This window comes from Azotobacter beijerinckii (genome assembly GCF_900110885.1).
Classification (GTDB): domain Bacteria; phylum Pseudomonadota; class Gammaproteobacteria; order Pseudomonadales; family Pseudomonadaceae; genus Azotobacter; species Azotobacter beijerinckii.
The window spans coordinates 43,546-60,610 of record NZ_FOFJ01000004.1 but is presented as its reverse complement, the minus strand read 5'-3'; the positions used below and the strand labels follow the sequence as shown (position 1 = coordinate 60,610).

General features: G+C 62.0%; 19 protein-coding genes and 1 pseudogene. 6 read left to right on the top strand and 14 right to left on the bottom strand.

Annotated features, from left to right (window positions below):
- Window positions 1-7: 7 nt before the first annotated feature.
- From era to rpoE, 10 genes are all read right to left on the bottom strand, one after another.
- Complete coding sequence (gene era / locus BMY22_RS03130; protein WP_090619500.1) at window positions 8-910, bottom strand: GTPase Era; 903 nt, start codon at window positions 908-910, stop codon at window positions 8-10.
- Entirely contained in the window at window positions 903-1,592 is a 690-nt protein-coding gene (rnc, locus tag BMY22_RS03125) for a ribonuclease III (RefSeq protein ID WP_090619498.1), read from the bottom strand. Before rnc ends, era begins: the two co-directional genes overlap by 8 nt.
- Window positions 1,589-1,966: a DUF4845 domain-containing protein gene (locus BMY22_RS03120; RefSeq protein ID WP_090619497.1), complete on the bottom strand. Its 378-nt coding sequence runs from the start codon at window positions 1,964-1,966 to the stop codon at window positions 1,589-1,591. Before BMY22_RS03120 ends, rnc begins: the two co-directional genes overlap by 4 nt.
- Window positions 1,967-2,058: 92 nt before the next feature.
- The gene (gene lepB, locus BMY22_RS03115; protein ID WP_090619495.1) at window positions 2,059-2,910 is read right to left on the bottom strand and encodes a signal peptidase I; all 852 of its coding nucleotides are present in this window, start codon (window positions 2,908-2,910) and stop codon (window positions 2,059-2,061) included.
- Window positions 2,911-2,914: 4 nt separating this feature from the next.
- Window positions 2,915-4,714: a translation elongation factor 4 gene (gene lepA / locus BMY22_RS03110; protein WP_090619494.1), complete on the bottom strand. Its 1,800-nt coding sequence runs from the start codon at window positions 4,712-4,714 to the stop codon at window positions 2,915-2,917.
- 149 nt (window positions 4,715-4,863) lie between these two features.
- Window positions 4,864-6,288 (bottom strand): DegQ family serine endoprotease, encoded by a 1,425-nt coding sequence (locus tag BMY22_RS03105; RefSeq protein WP_090619492.1) that lies wholly within the window; start codon window positions 6,286-6,288, stop codon window positions 4,864-4,866.
- Window positions 6,289-6,301: 13 nt separating this feature from the next.
- Window positions 6,302-6,772, bottom strand: a complete 471-nt coding sequence (locus tag BMY22_RS03100; protein WP_090619490.1) for a SoxR reducing system RseC family protein — start codon at window positions 6,770-6,772, stop codon at window positions 6,302-6,304.
- Window positions 6,772-7,716 carry a MucB/RseB C-terminal domain-containing protein gene (locus BMY22_RS03095; RefSeq protein ID WP_090619489.1) on the bottom strand — a complete coding sequence of 315 codons (945 nt, stop codon included), beginning with the start codon at window positions 7,714-7,716 and terminating at the stop codon, window positions 6,772-6,774. The genes BMY22_RS03100 and BMY22_RS03095 overlap by 1 nt, the downstream gene beginning before the upstream one ends.
- A gap of 8 nt (window positions 7,717-7,724) precedes the next feature.
- Window positions 7,725-8,336: a sigma-E factor negative regulatory protein gene (locus tag BMY22_RS03090; RefSeq protein ID WP_090619487.1), complete on the bottom strand. Its 612-nt coding sequence runs from the start codon at window positions 8,334-8,336 to the stop codon at window positions 7,725-7,727.
- A gap of 32 nt (window positions 8,337-8,368) precedes the next feature.
- Window positions 8,369-8,950, bottom strand: coding sequence for an RNA polymerase sigma factor RpoE/AlgU (gene rpoE / locus BMY22_RS03085; protein WP_090619485.1), 582 nt, complete (start codon window positions 8,948-8,950; stop codon window positions 8,369-8,371).
- 353 nt (window positions 8,951-9,303) lie between these two features.
- Here rpoE and nadB point away from each other — a divergent pair, with 353 nt between their 5' ends.
- Window positions 9,304-10,920 (top strand): L-aspartate oxidase, encoded by a 1,617-nt coding sequence (nadB, locus tag BMY22_RS03080; protein WP_090619484.1) that lies wholly within the window; start codon window positions 9,304-9,306, stop codon window positions 10,918-10,920.
- On the opposite strand, the gene BMY22_RS03075 is transcribed toward nadB, so the two are convergent.
- Both BMY22_RS03075 and BMY22_RS03070 read right to left on the bottom strand, forming a co-directional pair.
- Complete coding sequence (locus BMY22_RS03075; RefSeq protein ID WP_090619482.1) at window positions 10,889-11,341, bottom strand: protein YgfX; 453 nt, start codon at window positions 11,339-11,341, stop codon at window positions 10,889-10,891. The two genes, nadB and BMY22_RS03075, sit on opposite strands and share 32 nt — an antisense overlap.
- A complete protein-coding gene (locus BMY22_RS03070) occupies window positions 11,325-11,579 on the bottom strand; it encodes an FAD assembly factor SdhE (protein ID WP_090619481.1) in 255 nt (84 codons plus the stop codon). Before BMY22_RS03070 ends, BMY22_RS03075 begins: the two co-directional genes overlap by 17 nt.
- Before the next feature lie 122 nt (window positions 11,580-11,701).
- Between BMY22_RS03070 and ygfZ the strand changes: the two genes are divergently transcribed.
- On the top strand, window positions 11,702-12,643 hold the full coding sequence (gene ygfZ / locus BMY22_RS03065) for a CAF17-like 4Fe-4S cluster assembly/insertion protein YgfZ (RefSeq protein WP_090619479.1): 942 nt from the start codon (window positions 11,702-11,704) through the stop codon (window positions 12,641-12,643).
- A gap of 12 nt (window positions 12,644-12,655) precedes the next feature.
- Here ygfZ and ung read toward each other — a convergent pair whose 3' ends face one another.
- On the bottom strand, window positions 12,656-13,354 hold the full coding sequence (gene ung / locus BMY22_RS03060; RefSeq protein ID WP_090619477.1) for a uracil-DNA glycosylase: 699 nt from the start codon (window positions 13,352-13,354) through the stop codon (window positions 12,656-12,658).
- A 371-nt stretch (window positions 13,355-13,725) separates the two neighbouring features.
- Between ung and BMY22_RS03055 the strand changes: the two are divergent.
- A pseudogene (locus tag BMY22_RS03055) lies at window positions 13,726-14,178 on the top strand (acyl-CoA dehydrogenase family protein); the annotation flags it as partial.
- A 26-nt stretch (window positions 14,179-14,204) separates the two neighbouring features.
- Entirely contained in the window at window positions 14,205-15,023 is an 819-nt protein-coding gene (locus BMY22_RS03050) for an enoyl-CoA hydratase (RefSeq protein WP_090619476.1), read from the top strand.
- Window positions 15,024-15,131: 108 nt separating this feature from the next.
- Here the strand turns inward: BMY22_RS03050 and BMY22_RS03045 are convergent, their stop codons facing one another.
- Window positions 15,132-15,599 (bottom strand): hypothetical protein, encoded by a 468-nt coding sequence (locus tag BMY22_RS03045; protein WP_143068453.1) that lies wholly within the window; start codon window positions 15,597-15,599, stop codon window positions 15,132-15,134.
- 466 nt (window positions 15,600-16,065) lie between these two features.
- Between BMY22_RS03045 and BMY22_RS03035 the strand changes: the two genes are divergently transcribed.
- Window positions 16,066-16,284, top strand: a complete 219-nt coding sequence (locus tag BMY22_RS03035) for a cysteine-rich CWC family protein (RefSeq protein ID WP_090619471.1) — start codon at window positions 16,066-16,068, stop codon at window positions 16,282-16,284.
- Entirely contained in the window at window positions 16,274-16,966 is a 693-nt protein-coding gene (locus BMY22_RS03030) for a pseudouridine synthase (RefSeq protein WP_090619469.1), read from the top strand. Before BMY22_RS03035 ends, BMY22_RS03030 begins: the two co-directional genes overlap by 11 nt.
- Window positions 16,967-17,065 lie beyond the last annotated feature (99 nt).

Below are 17,065 nucleotides of genomic sequence, written 5' to 3'. Positions count from 1 at the left end.
CCGATGCTCAGCTCTCCCGGTAGCCCAGCGAATGCAGCGCCCGCTCGTCGTCGGACCAACCGCCCTTCACCTTGACCCACAGGTTGAGCATGATCTTGGAGTCGAACAGCACCTCCATGTCCTGGCGGGCATCCTGGCCGATGCGTTTGATCCGCTCGCCCTTCTCGCCGATGATGATCTTCTTCTGCCCCTCGCGCTCGACCAGGATCAACGCGTGGATGTGCAGGATACGCCCCTCCTGCTTAAAGTCCTCGATCTCCACCGTGACTTGGTAGGGCAGTTCGGCGCCCAACTGGCGCATGATCTTCTCCCGCACCAGTTCGGCGGCGAGGAAGCGGCTGGAACGATCGGTGATCTGGTCTTCCGGGAAGAAATGCTCGCCTTCCGGCAGGCGCTCGGCGACCAGCCGCTCCAGGGTATCCAGGTTCTGTCCGTGCAGCGCGGAGATGGGCACGACCTCGGCGTTGGGCAGCTGCTGCGCCAGCCATTCCAGATGCGGCAGCAGTTCGCTCTTGTCCTCGAGGCGATCGGCCTTGTTCACCGCGATCAGCACCGGCCCCTGCACATACTGGACGCGCTCGAGCACCAACTGGTCCTCTTCGGTCCAGCGCGTGCGGTCGACCACGAAGACCACTACGTCGACATCCTTCAAGGCTGCCGAGGCGGTCTTGTTCATGTAGCGGTTGAGTGCCTTGTCGTTCTGCTTGTGCAGACCGGGGGTGTCGACGTAGATCGCCTGCACGTTGCCCTCGGTCTTGATCCCCAGCATGTTGTGCCGGGTAGTCTGCGGCTTGCGCGAGGTGATCGCCAGCTTCTGCCCGAGGAGATGGTTGAGCAGCGTGGACTTGCCGACGTTGGGACGGCCGACGATGGCCACGTATCCGCAGCGCGGCGAACTTGCTTCAGTCATTGCCATTCTCCACCCCCAGGGCCACCAGAGCCGCTGCCGCCGCTACCTGTTCGGCGATGCGGCGACTGGCACCTTGGCCGTAGGTCTTGTCGTTCAGGAGGGCAACCTGGCACTCGACGAAAAACGTCCGGCAGTGCGGCTCACCCTGGATATCCGCCACTTCGTAGCGGGGCAGCTCGCAGGCCCGGGACTGGAGGAACTCCTGCAGGCGGGTCTTGGGGTCCTTGTTGGTGTCGACCAGGGTCAGGCTATCCAGCTCGCCGGCCAGCCAATCCAGCACACGCTCGCGCACCGTTTCCAGACCGGCATCCAGGTAGATGGCACCGATCAGCGCCTCGAGGGCGTCGGCGAGGATGGATTCACGACGGAAACCGCCGCTCTTCAGCTCACCGGAGCCGAGTCGCAGGTAATCGCCGAGGTCGAAGCCGCGGGCCAGCAGGGCCAGGGTCTCGCCCTTGACCAGCCGTGCCCGCAGGCGCGACAACTGCCCCTCCCGCGCCTGGGGAAAGCGCTCGAAGAGCACCTCGCCGGCGACGAAGTTGAGAATGGCATCGCCGAGAAACTCCAGTCGCTCGTTGTTGCGACTGGCGAAACTGCGATGGGTCAGCGCCAGGAGCATCAGGTCCTGGTTCTGGAAGGTATGACCGAGCTTGCGCTCCAAACGATTCAGGGATGAGCTCACGGCATGGGTACACGGAATTCTTTGTCGAAATTCACCACCAGATCGAGGTTCTCGATCAGCGGCTCGCGCTTTTCGTATTTTAGATGGGCGCGAAACTCGTTGTTTTCGAGGGTCACTTTCAGCACCTCTTGCAGATTCAGGTCCCGGAGGTTGTTGACCTGCATACCCTTGCTGACATGGGCATAGAAGTCTCCGACGCTGCGGATATCCGCGGCCCGCTCCGTTTCGATGGAGATGATGATCTTCTCCATGGACATATAGTCGAAATAATGGGGCATCACCTTGAACGCCGTACTGGCGAAGAATGCCACCACGGCCAGCACAACCAGCCAACTCAGTATCGACAGGCCTTTCTGTGAGTGCGGGAATTTCATGCTCGATCTCTTTCAACAGCCATTGACGGCGGACACAGCCTATAGAGAGGCTGCCCCACCGTGCTGGCGAGTACCGCACATTTGTCGAGGGCTCAGCGGATCAGGCCGACGCGGGTGAAGTTCGGCAGATTCTGCCACTTGGGCTCCGGCCAGCTCATCCAGACGGCGAAGGCCTTGCCGACGATGTTCTCGTCCGGAACCATACCCTGCATCTCGCCAGCGATCTGCGGGTCGTTCCAGTAACGACTGTCGTTGGAGTTGTCGCGGTTGTCGCCCATCATGAAATAGTGGCCTTCCGGCACCACCCATTCGTGAGAGGGCTCGGCGGGGCGCCTCGTTTCCTTGCGGATCAGGTGGTCGACATCGCCGATTTGCTCCTTGTAAAGCACCGCACTGCCCAGAATCCCCGGTGCCTTGCCCAGCAGTTGCTCGGCAACCGGCACCCCATTGACGAACAGGCGCTTGTCGCTGTCATAGCGGATATGGTCGCCCGGCAAGCCGACCACTCGCTTGATGTAGTTGATGTTCGGATCGCTCGGGTAGCGGAAGACCATGACGTCGCCACGCTGCGGCTCGCCCACTTCGATTACCTTGGTGTCCAACACCGGCAGTCGGATACCATAGGCGAACTTGTTCACCAGAATGAAGTCGCCCACTTCCAGGGTGGGCTTCATCGAGCCCGAAGGAATCTGGAAAGGCTCTACCAAGAAGGAGCGCAGCACCAGCACGATGGCCAAGACCGGGAAGAACGACTTGCCGTACTCGACCAGCAGCGGCTCCTTGCTCAGGCGCTCCACCACGTTCTGATCGGGCTTGTCGACACTGCCCTCGTATGCGGTGATCGCCGCCCGTCGACGTGGCGCCAACAAGACCAGATCCAGCAGAGCCAATGCACCGCTGACCAGCACCGCCAGCACCAGCAACAGGGGGAAATTGATCGACATAGGGCTAACTATCTACCTTGAGCACCGCGAGGAAGGCTTCCTGTGGAATCTCCACACTGCCAACCTGCTTCATCCGCTTCTTGCCGGCCTTCTGCTTCTCCAGCAACTTGCGCTTGCGGCTCACGTCGCCACCATAGCACTTTGCCAGCACGTTTTTTCTCAGCGCCTTGACCGTGGTTCGCGCCACGACCTGCCCACCGATAGCGGCCTGAATGGCCACATCGAACATCTGCCGAGGGATCAGTTCCTTCATCTTCTCGGTGAGTGCCCGCCCCTTCTGATGGGACTTGTCGCGGTGCACGATGAGCGCCAGAGCATCCACCTTGTCGCCATTGATCAGCACGTCCAACCTGACCAGATTGGCAGGCTGGAAGCGATCGAAGCTGTAATCCAGCGAGGCATAACCGCGACTGACCGACTTCAGCCGGTCGAAGAAATCCAGCACCACCTCGTTCATCGGCAGGTCATAGCTGATCTGCACCTGGCTGCTGAGGAACTGCATGTCGCGCTGGACGCCACGCTTCTCGATGCACAGGTTAATGACGTTGCCCAGATGCTCCTGCGGCACCAGGATATTGGCTCGCACGATCGGCTCGCGCATTTCGGCTATCGACGACAGATCCGGCAACTTCGACGGGTTGTCGACATAAACCGTGTCGCCGTTCTTCAGCAGGACCTCGTAGACCACGGTCGGCGCCGTGGTGATCAGATCCAGGTCGTATTCGCGCTCCAGGCGCTCCTGGATGATCTCCATGTGCAGCATGCCGAGGAAGCCGATGCGGAACCCGAAACCGAGCGCATCCGAGCTTTCCGGCTCGTACTGCAGCGCGGCGTCGTTCAGCGTCAGCTTCTGCAGCGCCTCGCGGAAATCCTCGAAATCGTCCGAGCTGACCGGAAACAGGCCGGCATATACCTGCGGCTTGATCCGCTGGAAGCCCGGCAGCATGTCCACGTCAGGAGTACTGGAGAGGGTCAGGGTATCGCCTACCGGCGCACCATGGATGTCCTTGATGCCGGCGATGATGAAACCCACCTCGCCCGCCTTGAGGTCTGGCATCTCGGCGTGCTTCGGGGTGAAAACCCCAACGCTGTCCACTTGATGGAGCTTGCCGGTGGACTTCACCAGAATCTTGTCGCCCTTCTTCACCCGGCCGTGCTTGACCCGTACCAGCGAGACCACGCCCAGGTAGTTGTCGAACCAGGAGTCGATGATCAACGCCTGCAACGGCGCCTCGATCTCGCCCTCCGGGGGCGGGATGACCTGGACCAGACGCTCCAGCACGTCAAGCACACCCATCCCACTCTTGGCGCTGCACGGGACTGCATCACCGGCATCGATGCCGATGATGTGTTCGATCTCGTCCTTGACCCGCTCCGGCTCGGCCTGGGGCAGATCCATCTTGTTCAGCACGGGCATCACTTCCAGCCCCTGCTCGATGGCGGTGTAGCAGTTGGCGACCGATTGCGCCTCCACGCCCTGACCGGCATCCACGACCAGCAAAGCCCCCTCGCAGGCGGCCAGGGAACGGCTGACTTCGTAGGTGAAGTCGACATGGCCGGGAGTGTCGATGAAGTTCAACTGGTAGGTTTTGCCGTCCTGCGCCTTGTAGTGCAGGGTCACGCTATGGGCCTTGATGGTGATGCCGCGTTCGCGCTCGAGGTCCATGGAGTCCAGAACTTGGGCCTCCATCTCGCGCTCCGAAAGACCGCCGCAGATCTGGATGAATCGGTCTGCCAGTGTCGACTTGCCGTGATCGATATGGGCGATGATGGAGAAATTGCGGATATGACTGAGGTCACTCACAGTTCAGCACTCGAAAAGGCGCAGGCGGGCTAGCCGTCGAAAATAGCCGGAGAGTTTAACTGATCGATATTACCAACGTCACGCACTACCCTCTCTTGACAAACACGAAAAAGGGCGGTGAGACCGCCCTTTTTCGTGCCCTGAAAGGTTTACTCGGCCAATTTGAACGTAATGAAACTGGCCCGCCCCTGACGCAGCACCCGCATGGACACCGAACGGTCTTTCGGCAGTGCACCGGCCACTTCGGCAAAGGTCTTTGCCGAGTCGATCGCTTGGTTGTTCAGATGGGTGATCACATCACCAGGCCGCAAGCCAATCAGGGCCGCCGGACCGTTCAGCACTTCACTAATGACCACGCCACCCTTGAGGTCGAGGGACTTCTTCTGCTCGGGAGTCAGCTCGGTGACTGTCACGCCCAGACGATTGCTGCTTCGCTCCACGCCAGCAACGCTCGGCTTAACCTCGTCACCTTCCGCCGGCAAGGCCCCCACCGTGACGGCGATGTTTTGCCGTTTCCCCTCACGCACGACCTCAAGATTGGCTCTGGCTCCGGGCTTCAGCCCGCCAACCAAGTGCGGTAGATCGGCCGACATCACGATCGGATGACCGTCCATTCCGAGAATGACATCCCCGACCTGCAAGCCCCCCTTGTCCGCTGGACTGCCTTCCAAGACCTGAGCGATGAGCGCCCCGGCCGGCTTGTCCAGACCGAAGGACTCGGCCAGATCCTTGCTGACCTCCTGAATGACCACGCCCAGCCAGCCGCGGGCAACCTTGCCGGTCGCTTTCAATTGATCGGCCACCCCCATGGCAACCTCGATGGGAATGGCGAAGGACAATCCCATGAAACCGCCCGAGCGGGTAAAAATCTGCGAATTGATCCCGATCACGCGCCCCTCCAGATCGAAGAGCGGCCCCCCGGAATTGCCGGGATTGATTGCCACATCGGTCTGGATGAAAGGCACGTAACTCTCGTTCGGCAGGCTCCGCCCCGTGGCACTGATGATGCCGGCCGTCACGGAATGATCGAAACCGAAAGGCGAACCGATGGCTAGAACCCACTCCCCGACCTTCAACTCATCGGAGCGGCCAAGCTTGACGGTGGGGAGGTTCGAGCCCTTGACCTTCAGCAGAGCCACGTCGGTAAGCGGATCGGCACCGACCAGTTCGGCCTCGAGCTCGCTGCGATCGGACAGTCGAACGATGATTTCATCAGCATCGGCAACCACATGGTTGTTGGTCAGCACATAACCATCCGCGGAAATGATGAAGCCCGACCCCAAGGAATGCGCCTCGCGCTGACGGCCATTGCTGTTCGGCGCACGAGGGGTCTGAGGAATACTGCGCTCCAGGAACTCCCTGAAGAGCGGCGGGAGACCTTCGAGATCGGGCATTCCCTCCGCCATGGCACTATCGGGAAGCTTCTGTCGGGTACTGATATTGACCACCGCCGGAGAGGCCGACTCCACCAGCTCGGTAAAGTCAGGCAACTGCGCCTGCGCGAGCAGCGACTGCCCAAGCAACAAGGCGCCTGCCAGGACGGAGGCGAAGGACTTAAAACCTAATTTCAACATACCGCTCCTCCACTCAAAAAGCCGCACGCCCGGCATGCCCTTCTAGAGTGCCAGGCAAGGCACGCAACACTACCGGCTGCCATGCAGGGTCGTCCATCACACGCCGGCTTGTCCTACGCATCAAGATCCAAGCAGAGGCAAACCCCAGGAAGCCGGCGAGAATCACCAGTGGCTCCCCGAAACCGATCTGCTGAACAGGAATGGCGAAGACAAACAAGCCCAGTAACGGTAACAGGTAGACTGCAAGGGCGCTGCGCAACAGGAAATCTTCCCGCATGCCGACAACGACAGAATCGCCAACTCGAAGCGGCATGATCGACAAGGCACGCATGCGCTTGCGCCCCCCGCCCGCCCCCAATCGCTCCAGCAGGCCCTGCCCACAGCCAGCACTCGTCGCACAACCTGGGCAGCCACTTTTGCGCTGGACCTCAACCCACACAGCCCCACTTTCGACCGCCACGACCAGGCACTGCTCTTCAATCATCAATCAGCCTTTTCCCCAGCCGCACGCATCGATAGCGCGATACGCTCGGCCGTTCCCAAAGGGATCTCGCCGATGACAGTGATCATCATATCGCCATCTGCCGTCGCCATGCGTTTGGATACCGCAACGGTCGGCCCCACCTGACTGCGCGCGTCTTCGACGGGAACGCCACGCAACGGCTCGATGAACACCGAAAAGCGCGCCAAGCCATCACCGTACATCAAATAGGTAAGGGTTTCACCCGAGATGGGACTGGGCTGGGCATGCACACTGCGCAGAGTAAATCCCGGCGGCAGCCATTCGGAACGCCAGGAATCCTGCTCCGCCCCCTCGGCGCTCAGAACTTTGACCGGGCGACAGGCCGGCCCCGGCTCCAGCCTCTCCTTGGCGAGGGTAGTGGACGTATCCAACTGAGTGAACTGGAAACGCTCAAGCAGTTGGCCTTTCTCGTTCAGCAGGAGGGATTTGAGTGGAAGGGCGGTCTCACGATCAAGATGCAACTCGAAACCATAGCGATACTGATCACGCGGCAGGATAGCCAGCACGACCGCAGTACGGCCGGCAACCCGGGACTCGCCGACCATTCGCAACTCATACCAGTTGGTCAGTTCCTGCGGATCCAGCGGCCGCGGTGGCCAAGCCCCTTCCTCGATCAATTGATCGGCCGAAGTGCTGCTTACGCACCGAAGGCGCCCGTCGACGCGCAGCATCTCCGCGGGCGAACCATCCAGCTTCAGAAGACGTTCTCGCATGCCCCCATTCTGGCCGATCAGGTGCCAGATGGCATGAGTGGAAAAACTGCCATTGCGCTCGTAGACGAAGACACCCTGGAAGCTTTGCTGCCTCTCCGCCTTCAACAGGCGACTCAGCCAGTTTTGCGCATCCGCAGCATGTGCTGGCATCACCAAACTGCCGCCGAGCAAAAGCAGAGAAAAAAAACGCATGCTCCTCCTCAGCGATTTTCCAGACTGCTCGAGCGGGCATAGGGCAAGGTACTCTCGGTCCCATTCACAGTCGACTGCTGTGCGTGCTGGCGAATATAGGCTGGAAGCCTTTTTTCATGCCAGTTCGCGTCTTGCTCCGCCTCGCTGGGTGAGGATGCCTGAGGCTGCTCGGCGCCCTCGGTATAACCGGCCAAAACCGGCGTCCCATGCGCCTGCGGTATCGGCAGGGAAGGCTGAGTTGACTGCTGGGCCATTTCGGCCCCTGCCCTCTCGCTCTGGTTGTAGAGACGAACGCCAGCCAGCACCGCGACCGTCACCGAGGCGGCCACAGCTATACGCCCAATCATCCCCCAGGAAAAGCGCCGGGCCTTGGGAGTGTTCTCTATCTTGACCTTGGGTGTGTCCTCCATGGACAAGGCCGCAGAAACCGACGCAGCGATATCCAGGCGCGGCTCCAGCAACTCCTTGTGCATGGCGGCCCGCGCCAGCTGATAACGCGCCCAGGTGGCCCGAAACTCGGCATCGTCCCGGCCGGCAGCGAGCACACGATGCAACTCCAACTCGTCCGCCTCGTCATCCATCACCGCGGACAGCGATTCATACAGGGCTTCACGACTCATGACGATACCTCTCTCGGCTGACGGCCGCTGTCTCAGGTTTCCTGCAGTAATGGCTGCAGCGCTTTATCGATCGCCTCACGCGCCCGAAAGATGCGTGAGCGCACAGTTCCAACCGGACATTGCATGGCACTGGCAATATCCTCATAACTCAGACCGTCGAACTCGCGCAGCGTCAGTGCCGTCCGCAGATCTTCCGGCAGTTGCTGGATGGTGCGATGTACGGTGGCTTCGATTTCATCCCGCAGCAGAGAACGCTCCGGCGACTCGATATCCTTCAGCGCGTGGTCGCCCTCGTAGAACTCGGCATCGCCAGCACTCACATCGCTGTCCGGGGGACGCCGCCCACGGGCTACCAGATGATTCTTCGCGGTATTGATGGCAATGCGATACAGCCAGGTATAGAAAGCGCTATCGCCACGAAAATTGCCGAGCGCGCGATAGGCCTTGATGAAGGCTTCCTGAGCGACATCCTGAGCCTCATGGGCATCGTGCACGAAACGCACGATCAAACCGAGAATCTTGTGCTGGTACTTCAGCACCAGTACATCGAAGGCTCGCCTGTCGCCACGCTGCACCCGCTCGACCAATTGCTGATCCTGCTCCTGGCTTAACATGAATACTCCTCGTTAAACCCGAGGACACATAGCATCAGGTACTGGATCATCTTGTTTGTATTGACGCAGGCATTAAGCAAAAGTTCCTCTCCCAAGCGAGGCCTCCCGTAGAAAGCGAACAACTCCGAACGGATCAAGCAACCTGAACTACCCGCCATGGGAATAGTCACTCACAGGGCTAACCATGCTCTTCTCTGAGCTTTCACTGTCGCCAACCGGTGTGCCATCCTGTTACAGCCGATTATTGATTCCCAAAAGAGGGCAGAGTTCCTCTGACCCCTGCAGCCGAGTCGGCGATTGTGCCAAGCCCGGCTTCTCTCTACTAGTGCTTGCTTTTCCCGGATTTTTTCGACATGAGCCAACATTTTCAGCATGATGTCCTGATCATTGGCAGCGGAGCGGCCGGCCTTACCCTGGCACTCACCCTGCCGCACCACCTACGCATCGCGGTTCTGAGCAAGGGAGAACTCTCCAACGGCTCGACCTTCAGGGCTCAAGGCGGCGTCGCCGCCGTGCTGGACGATACCGATACCGTCGAGTCCCATGTCGAAGACACGCTGATCGCCGGCGCCGGACTCTGCAGAGCAGAAGCGGTACGCTTCACCGTGGAGCATAGCCGCGAAGCCATCCAGTGGCTGATCGAACAAGGCGTTCCCTTCACCCGCGAAGACCCCACGGCGCGCGATGACGGTGGCTTCGCATTCCACCTGACCCGCGAAGGCGGTCACAGCCACCGGCGCATCATCCATGCCGCAGACGCCACCGGCGCAGCCATCTTCAAGACCCTGCTGGCCCAGGCCCGGGAGCGGCCGAACATCGAGCTGCTCGAACAACACGTCGCCATCGATCTGATCACCGAAAGCAAGCTCGGCCTGCCCGGCAAGCGCTGTCTGGGGGCCTACGTACTCAACCGCCAGAGCGGCGAGGTCGACACCTACAGCGCGCGCTTCACCACACTTGCCTGCGGCGGGGCAGCCAAGGTCTACCTCTACACCAGCAACCCCGACAGCGCCTGCGGCGACGGCATCGCCATGGCCTGGCGCGCCGGCTGCCGGGTGGGCAACCTGGAATTCAACCAGTTCCACCCCACTTGCCTGTACCATCCGCAGGCCAAGAGTTTCCTGATCACCGAAGCCCTGCGCGGCGAAGGCGGACTGCTCAAGCTGCCCAACGGCGAGCGCTTCATGCCACGCTTCGACTCCCGAGCCGAACTGGCCCCACGGGACATCGTCGCCCGCGCCATCGACCACGAAATGAAGCGCCTCGGGATCGACTGCGTGTATCTGGACATCAGCCACAAGCCGGCGGACTTCATCCGGACACACTTCCCGACCGTCTATGAACGCTGCCTGGATTTCGGCATCGACATCACCCGCGAGCCGATCCCGGTGGTCCCCGCCGCTCACTACACCTGCGGCGGCGTCGTCGTCGACAGCCACGGACGGACCGACATCCCCGGCCTCTACGCCATCGGCGAAACCAGCTTCACCGGTCTGCACGGTGCCAACCGCATGGCCAGCAACTCCCTGCTGGAGTGCTTCGTCTATGCCCGCTCCGCGGCGCTCGACATCCTCAGGCAAATGGCGGACGCCGGCCTGCCGAACGACCTGCCGAGCTGGGACGCCAGCCAGGTCACCGACTCCGACGAGGATGTGATCATCGCGCACAACTGGGACGAGCTGCGGCGCTTCATGTGGGACTACGTCGGCATCGTGCGCACCAGCAAGCGCCTGCAGCGCGCCCAACACCGGGTCAGGCTGTTGCTCGGCGAAATCGACGAGTTCTACAGCAACTACAAGGTCAGCCGTGACTTGATCGAGCTGCGTAACCTGGCCCAGGTCGCCGACCTGATGATCCGCTCGGCCATGCAGCGCCACGAAAGCCGCGGCCTGCACTACACCCTCGACTACCCGGACATGCTGCCCGAAGCACGCGACACTATTCTGGTGCCGCCCACCTACGCCGGCTGAACTTCAGCCGCACCCGCAATCGCCGATGGACATCCCGCGCCAGCGCATCGCGCGGGATGCACACGCCCCTCACCCACCGCCCATCCGCCAGGCGAAAGCGCAGGACGATCGCCCGCGGCAAAGCCAGGCTGTCCGGCCGCAACTGCACCGACTGCCAGCCGTTGCGAGCACTCCACAGCTGCCAACCTTCGGCGGTGCGGCGCACGCCCCGGAAAGCTGCGGGATGGGAAAGCAGGATCTGTCTGGGCAGACACCAGGCCGCCTGCGCCAGACACAGCAAGACACCGAGCAGGCGGCTCCAGGAAGGAATATCGGCCAGTGCAAGAGAACTCAGGGCCAGCGTCTGAGCGATCAGGTAGGCCGCCAGCAACTGCCGCGAAGGCCGCCAGCGGCACTCGAAGACATCACTTGGGTTGGACACGGTCCAGGATCATGTTCACCATGCGCTGCAAATCGGGATCTGTCGGCTCTTCCCGGCGCATGAACCAGCCGAACATATCCTGATCCTCGCATTCCAGCAACTTGCGAAAGCGCGCCTGATCCTCAGCATCCAGAGCGGAATAGGCCTCCTTCACGAAAGGCACCAGCAGCACGTCCAGCTCCAGCATGCCACGCCGGCTGTGCCAGAAAAGTCGGTTGAGTTCGAGATCGTCGGCCATGGGATGGGTTCCTTGAAAGAAGGCTCGGATTATACCGGCGTCGCGACACTCCGGCACCCGCTGACAAGCTCGAGACCGACCTCTATGATGGCGGCCACTCCTTATCAACTGCAGCGACGCTCATGGCCGATTCCGCTTATTTCTGTCCGCTGGTCCACGAAGGCGTGCTGGCCGTTCGCGGTCCGGATGCCGACAAATTCCTCCAGGGGCAACTGACCTGCAATCTCAACTACCTGAAGGGCGGCAGTTCCAGCCTTGGTGCCCGCTGCACACCGAAGGGGCGAATGGTGTCGAGCTTTCGCCTCCTTCCCGACCGCGACGGCTTCCTCCTGGCCATGGCCGGCGAACTGATCGAGCCGCAGCAGACCGAGCTGAAGAAGTTCGCGGCCTTCTCCAAATCCCAGCTGTTCGATGAAAGCGGCATCTGGAGCCGCTTCGGCCTGATCGGCGGCGATGCTGCCCTGATCGGCCTGGGCCTGGATCTGCCCCCGGAGGCCGGTCAGGTCGTGCGCAACGGTGAACTCATCGCCCTCCGCCTGGAGGGCGGGCGCTCCGAACTCTGGGCTCCAGCCGAACAGGCCGAGGCGCTGCAGTCACAGCTGGCCGGCCAGTTGCCCGAGGCTCCGCTGGAGCGCTGGCTGCTGGCGCAGATCCGCGCCGGGATCGGCCAGGTCTTCGGTGCGACCCGCGAACTATTCATTCCGCAGATGATCAATCTGCAGGCGGTCGGCGGGGTAAGCTTCAAGAAGGGCTGCTACAGCGGTCAGGAAATCGTCGCGCGCATGCAGTACCTGGGCAAGCTCAAGCGCCGCCTGTACCGCCTGGCACTGGACGGCGACGAAGTACCGGCACCCGCTACCGAACTGTTCTCTCCCGTACACCGCACCAGCGTCGGCGAAGTGGTCCTGGCCGCCCCGGCGGAAAGCGGCATCGAACTGCTCGCGGTGCTGCAGGAAGATGCCGCCGAGGATGGCCGGGTCAACCTGGGCACGCTCGAAGGACCCGCCCTGCGCCTGCTCGATCTTCCCTACGCGCTGAACCACGAGCTGGAAACCCAGCGCTAGGCCGCTCCGCTCTCAGGGCATTTCCGGCAGGCGCCAGTCGATCGGTGCCTGGCCGTGCTGCTCGAGAAACTGATTGGCACGGCTGAAATGGCCATTGCCGATGAAGCCGCGATGGGCCGACAGCGGCGAGGGGTGCGCGGAGCAGAGGATCAGGTGCCTGCTCGGATCGATCAGGCGCCGCTTGCTCTGCGCATGAGCCCCCCAGAGCATGAACACCAGATGCTCGCGCCGATGGCTGACCACCTCGATCACCCGATCGGTGAACTGCTGCCAGCCCATGCCGGCGTGCGATCCGGCGTTGCCCCGCTCCACCGTCAGCGAGGTGTTGAGCAGCAGCACGCCCTGCTCGGCCCAGTGCTGCAGACAGCCATGCGTCGGCATGTCGATGTTCAGATCGCGCTTGAGCTCCTTGAAGATGTTCAGCAGCGACGGCGGCGCCGGTACGCCCGGTTGCACCGAGAAACACAGGCCGTGGGCCTGGCCGGGTCCGTGGTAGGGATCCTGGCCGATGATCACCACCTTGACCCGCTCCAGCGGCGTCGAATTCAGCGCGTTGAAGATCAGTGCTCCCGGCGGATAGATCTCCTTGCCGGCCGCCTTTTCCCGCCGCAGGAAATCGCCCAGATCCCGCATGTAGGGCTTGTCGAACTCGTCATGAAGCGCTTCCTTCCAGGAAGCCTCCAGTTTGATGCGCTCTTCGGCACTGCCCATAGCTTTTTCCCCTTGCGAATGACCGCGGCACGCTAGAGAAGCCCTGCCGCCAAGTCAAGGCACGGGCTTGCGGTGAAAACTCGCCACAACGCCGCTATAACAACATAAGAAGGCCCATCCCTTTCGGCCAGCACGCGGCCGACCGCCAAGAGAGCCGGCGCCCGACACGCCAATCGCGGCGCAGGATAACGCCAAACGGGAATACCGCCCATGGACTTCGAACTCACCGGGGAACAACGCCTGCCGATCGACAGCGCCCACACCTTCGCCCGCCGCGAACTGGCGCCGCATGCCGCCGACTCCAGTTCCCCCTGACGGCAATCCGCCAGGCCGCCGAGCAGGACTACTTGGGCCTGTACATCGACGAGGCGGACGGCGGCCGCATCAACATCGCCAGTTGCTCCCCCGGTGCGGCCCGGGCCGCCCTGGATCAGTCGCTGGGCTATGTCGGGGGGCGCCGGCAATTCGGCAAGCCGCTGGCCGGGTTCCAGGCCCTGCAGTTCAAGCTCGCCGACATGCTCACCCAGCTCACCGCCAGCCGGCAGATGGTGTTGCTGGCCGCAGACCGGCTGGACCGCGGCCATCCACAAGCTAGCCTTTACTGCGCGATGGCCACATGCTTCGCCACCGACCAGAGCTTCGAGATCTGCAACGAAGCCCTGCAACTCCACGGCGGCGACGGCTATCTGAACGACTATCCACTGGAGCGCTGGGTACGCGACAGCCGCGTGCACCAGATCCTTGAGGGCACCAACGAAATCATGCGAGTAATCATCGCCCGCCACCTGCTGGAAAAGGGCGGCACGCTGGAACAGCTGCTGTAATCGGCCTGCCAACCAAGGAAAATGCCATGAGCCATGCCGTAGAAACCTACCATCCCGGCCTGTTCGATCTGACCCACAAGCTGACGGTGGAAAAGCACGGGCATACCGCGCTGATCACCATCAACCACCCGCCGGCCAACACCTGGGATCGCGACTCGCTGATCGGTCTGCGCCTGCTGGTCGAACACCTCAACCGCGACGACGACATCTACGCCCTGGTGGTGACCGGCCAGGGCGAAAAATTCTTCAGTGCCGGCGCCGACCTCAAGCTGTTCGCCGACGGAGACAGGGGCCGCGCCCGCGAGATGGCCCGGCGCTTCGGCGAAGCCTTCGAGGCCCTGCGCGATTTCCGCGGCGTATCCATCGCCGCGATCAACGGCTACGCCATGGGCGGCGGGCTGGAGTGCGCGCTGGCCTGCGACATCCGCATCGCCGAGCGTCAGGCCCTATTGGCCCTGCCGGAGGCCGCGGTGGGCCTGTTGCCCTGCGCTGGCGGCACCCAGCTACTGCCTTGGCTGGTCGGCGAAGGCTGGGCCAAGCGCATGATCCTCTGCGGCGAACGGGTGGATGCCGAAACCGCCCGGCGCATCGGCCTGGTAGAGGAAGTCGTCGAATCCGGCGAGTCACGCGGTCAGGCCCTGCTGCTGGCAGCCAAGGTGGCACAGCAGAGTCCGGTCGCAGTGCGCACCATAAAGCCACTGATCCAAGGCGCCCGCGAGCGTGGACCCAACGGCTGGCTGGTGGAGGAGCGCGAACGCTTCGTCGATCTCTTCGAAGCCGAAGACACCCGCGAAGGCGTCAACGCCTTTCTCGAGAAACGCACCCCGCAGTGGCGCAACAGGTAGAGCGACGTACCAAACCGCTACAGCGCCAGGATACCGATGCCGGCGGGACAATCTTCCCGACCATCCCGCCCGGCACGCCCACTCGGATACCGGCAAGGACCCAGAGGGTCAATCACGCCAATCGTCCCAGCTATCCCGCCCATGCGAATGATCGCGATCCGAGGCGCGATAGGAGCGGCGCCACTCCTGCTCGGAGTGCCGATCCCGCCAGCCCTCGTCCGTTCGAGAGTGGCTGCCGCGACGCTCACCCTGGCGAGTCGGCTCCCTGCGCCACTCCTCGTGCCGCTCATGGCGCTCCTCCCTGCGCTCGTTGTAGCGCGGAACTTCCTTGCGCTCCGAGCGCCAGTCTTGGCGATTGGGGGAGGCAGCACGGTAACTCTGATCCGGGCGATGCCGGTGATCGTTGTCGTATGAATAGTACCGATGGGCATCGTCGTAATCGCGATAGCGGTATCCATCATCATGACGGGCATAATGGCGGTGATCGTCGTGGTCATCGCCATTGTCGTAGTCGTATACGGCGCATCCGTTCAGGAACAGGCCCAGCAGGGCAACCAGCAGAGATCGGCACAGCATGATGGATGTTCCCCCAATACAACGAAGACCAGCCTTGACCGACCCTCGCTAGATGACATCCTTTCGACATCGAACAGGTACGGCCGTTCAACAATTGGCCTTCTTGTCCTGCCCTGGCGGGCAGAACTGTCCGCCATACCCTCCGTGCCCCCCCTTACCCAAGTCGAGATGGGTACCCCCCCCAAGCCCCGTACGAGCACCCGGCGCACCAATACTGCAACCACCCAACAGCAAAAATGCACTCAAAAGACACACAGAAAAGCCACGCATCGGACGCCCCCGCATTTTCGAAAAATATAAAAACAACCAAAAACAATCACATACAGCGAAATAGACAACAAAATCGCAAACTTTATATGGTCATTCTAAACTTGAGCGATTTCCCATTACCATTACCCTTCGGCGGACTTGCGCACTGTCTCGGTGAGAAACGCCAAGTGCGCACCATACAAGTGCAATTATTTCCATGTCCTTGAACACCGATCCCAAGCTCTGCCCCCTGTGCGGCGACGGCAACGCCTGCGGCCTAGCCAATCCATCTCGGAACGCCGAATGCTGGTGCTTTTCCAAGCCCGCCAATCCCGACGCGCTGAAGTGCCTGCCAGCGGATCTGTGCAACCAGGCCTGCCTGTGCCCCCGCTGCCTGCAGCGGCTACACGACGAGACAATGCCCGATGCGCCTTGACCGCTTTCTCGGCAATCAGCCCCACCTCAACCGCCGGGACGCCCGCCTGCTTCTGGCCGGCGGACGGATTCGCGTCGACGGCCAGGTGGCTCGCGACGGGCGCGTTGAAATCCGTGAATTCAGCCGGATCGAACTGGATGACAGTGTTCTGCAGGCCGGCAGGCCGGCGCGCTATTTCATGCTGCACAAGCCTGCTGGGGTGGTCAGCGCCACCCGCCATGAGCAACACCGAACCGTGCTCGACCTGCTGGAGGAGCCGGACCGGCAGGATCTGCATTTGGCCGGGCGCCTCGACCTCACAACCACCGGCCTGCTGCTGATCACCAACGATGGACTCTGGTCACGCCGCATCACTCATCCGCAGCACAAGCTGGCCAAGGTGTATTACGTGGAAACCGCCGAGCCGATCGACGCGGAATACATCGAAGTGTTTGCCCGCGGCCTCTACTTCGCCTACGAGGATCTCGTCACCCAGCCGGCCGGGCTAGAGACTCTCGGCAGCCACAGCGCCCGACTGACGCTGTTCGAGGGGCGCTACCATCAGGTCAAGCGGATGTTCGGGCACTTCCGCAACCGCGTGCTGCGTCTGCACCGAGAAAGCATGGGGCCCTTGCGGCTGGAACCGGGGTTGATGCCCGGCCAGTACCGCCCACTGACGCCGGAGGAGATCCAACTGATCTGAAGGGAAAGGCCAACCGCGGAAAAACGAGGGATGGGAAACGACAGGCAAACGGAGCCCAGCCCAAAGTCGGGGGACACCTGAAAAGCAAACGCCCCGAAC

What these genes read in the sequence shown, in the direction of transcription:
- era (WP_090619500.1), bottom strand. Translation starts at nt 910, where the DNA reads ATGACTGAAGCAAGTTCGCCGCGCTGCGGATACGTGGCCATCGTCGGC.
- BMY22_RS03120 (WP_090619497.1), bottom strand. Translation starts at nt 1,966, where the DNA reads ATGAAATTCCCGCACTCACAGAAAGGCCTGTCGATACTGAGTTGGCTG.
- lepB (WP_090619495.1), bottom strand. Translation starts at nt 2,910, where the DNA reads ATGTCGATCAATTTCCCCCTGTTGCTGGTGCTGGCGGTGCTGGTCAGC.
- BMY22_RS03105 (WP_090619492.1), bottom strand. Translation starts at nt 6,288, where the DNA reads ATGTTGAAATTAGGTTTTAAGTCCTTCGCCTCCGTCCTGGCAGGCGCC.
- BMY22_RS03100 (WP_090619490.1), bottom strand. Translation starts at nt 6,772, where the DNA reads ATGATTGAAGAGCAGTGCCTGGTCGTGGCGGTCGAAAGTGGGGCTGTG.
- BMY22_RS03095 (WP_090619489.1), bottom strand. Translation starts at nt 7,716, where the DNA reads ATGCGTTTTTTTTCTCTGCTTTTGCTCGGCGGCAGTTTGGTGATGCCA.
- BMY22_RS03090 (WP_090619487.1), bottom strand. Translation starts at nt 8,336, where the DNA reads ATGAGTCGTGAAGCCCTGTATGAATCGCTGTCCGCGGTGATGGATGAC.
- rpoE (WP_090619485.1), bottom strand. Translation starts at nt 8,950, where the DNA reads ATGTTAAGCCAGGAGCAGGATCAGCAATTGGTCGAGCGGGTGCAGCGT.
- nadB (WP_090619484.1), top strand. Translation starts at nt 9,304, where the DNA reads ATGAGCCAACATTTTCAGCATGATGTCCTGATCATTGGCAGCGGAGCG.
- BMY22_RS03070 (WP_090619481.1), bottom strand. Translation starts at nt 11,579, where the DNA reads ATGGCCGACGATCTCGAACTCAACCGACTTTTCTGGCACAGCCGGCGT.
- ygfZ (WP_090619479.1), top strand. Translation starts at nt 11,702, where the DNA reads ATGGCCGATTCCGCTTATTTCTGTCCGCTGGTCCACGAAGGCGTGCTG.
- ung (WP_090619477.1), bottom strand. Translation starts at nt 13,354, where the DNA reads ATGGGCAGTGCCGAAGAGCGCATCAAACTGGAGGCTTCCTGGAAGGAA.
- BMY22_RS03050 (WP_090619476.1), top strand. Translation starts at nt 14,205, where the DNA reads ATGAGCCATGCCGTAGAAACCTACCATCCCGGCCTGTTCGATCTGACC.
- BMY22_RS03045 (WP_143068453.1), bottom strand. Translation starts at nt 15,599, where the DNA reads ATGCTGTGCCGATCTCTGCTGGTTGCCCTGCTGGGCCTGTTCCTGAAC.
- BMY22_RS03035 (WP_090619471.1), top strand. Translation starts at nt 16,066, where the DNA reads ATGTCCTTGAACACCGATCCCAAGCTCTGCCCCCTGTGCGGCGACGGC.
- BMY22_RS03030 (WP_090619469.1), top strand. Translation starts at nt 16,274, where the DNA reads ATGCGCCTTGACCGCTTTCTCGGCAATCAGCCCCACCTCAACCGCCGG.